This is a genomic window from Arthrobacter sp. Y3225116 (genome assembly GCF_059091245.1).
In genome coordinates this window covers 1-1,267 of the sequence record NZ_JBNHGL010000433.1, presented here as the reverse complement: position 1 = coordinate 1,267, position 1,267 = coordinate 1, and the positions used below count along the sequence as shown (strand labels likewise).

Genomic DNA, 1,267 nt, shown 5'->3' with positions numbered 1-1,267 from the left:
GGAAGCCGGCCGCCGGGCAGGGCGTCCCCGCCGGCCACCAGGACGGTGTGGAAGCTGCCGGCACCGGCCGCCGCGGCATCCACCGATACCCGCAGCCCGACCGAGGAGGCGACGTCGTTCCCGTCCGGCGACAGGAAGACGAGTTCGTAGGAGCAGCCGAGGTGGTTTGCCTCTGCGAATGCCTCCGCCGGGCCGGCGACATCGAGCAGCTTCACCCCGTCGAAGACCAAAATGCCCACGCGGGTGGTCATGGTGCTGGCTGGTCCTGGCACAACAATTCCTCGATTCTGGTCACGGGTTCTCCGAGCCGTCCACCTCTGGCGGCACAGTCTATGCGTTACTCCGGGAACGTTGCCCCGAGCGCCGAGAGCACCCCGTAGGCCTTGGCGCGGACCTCGTCCCATTCGTCGTCGGGCACGGAATCGGCCGTGATGGCGCCGCCGACGCCCAGGCTCAACCGGTTGCCGTCCATCACGAGGGTGCGGATCACCACGGACAGGTCTGCGGCTCCGTCCAGCGAAAAGTAGCCCACAGCCCCCGAGTAGACGCCGCGCGGTCCGGTCTCCAACCGGTCCAGGATGTCCATGGTGCTGATCTTCGGGGCGCCCGTCATCGATCCGGCGGGAAAAGCCGCGGCCACGGCCTCCGCCCGCACCGCCCCGGGCAACAGCTGCGCGTCGATCGTGGACACCATCTGGTGCACCGTCGCGTAGGACTCGATGGCGCACAGCCGGCTGACCTGCAGCGAGCCCGGCACGGCAAAGTGGCTCAGGTCGTTGCGCAGCAGGTCCACGATCATGATGTTCTCGGCGCGGTCCTTCGCGCTGCCGGCGAGTTCCTCGACGACGGCGGCATCGGCGTCGGGATCCGGGAGGCGGCGCCGCGTGCCCTTGATTGGTTCGGCCCGCAGTAGGCCACCGGCGTCGAGGCCAAGGAACCGCTCGGGGGACGTGCTGGCCACGGTGAGCCGCCCGAACCGCAGGAGGCTGGCAAAGGGCGCGGGGTTGCGGCTGCGCAGGGCCAGGTAGGTGTCCAGCGGGTCCAGCGGTTCCGCCGCGGTCGCGTGCAGCTCCGTGGTCAGGCAGACCTCGTAGGTGTTGCCCTCGGTGATTTCCGCCTGCGCTTCCCGGATTTTGGCCAGGTAGGCCTCGCGCGTATCGCGGGACCGGAATTCCGGTGCCTGCGGCGGCGCGGCCGGAGCTGGGGCGGGGCCGGCGGCCGCGGGCAGGCCGCTGACCACCGCACCGGCAGCGGCGAGCCAAGCGTC

General features: G+C 70.6%; 2 protein-coding genes. Both read right to left on the bottom strand.

The features are described 5' to 3' along the window. On the bottom strand, nucleotides 1-272 hold a 272-nt coding region (locus tag AC5RV2_RS18105), incomplete at its 3' end, for a DJ-1/PfpI family protein (protein WP_494093476.1). 65 nt (nucleotides 273-337) lie between these two features. After that, the coding region (pabB, locus tag AC5RV2_RS18100; protein WP_494093475.1) for an aminodeoxychorismate synthase component I at nucleotides 338-1,267 on the bottom strand (930 nt) is incomplete at its 5' end.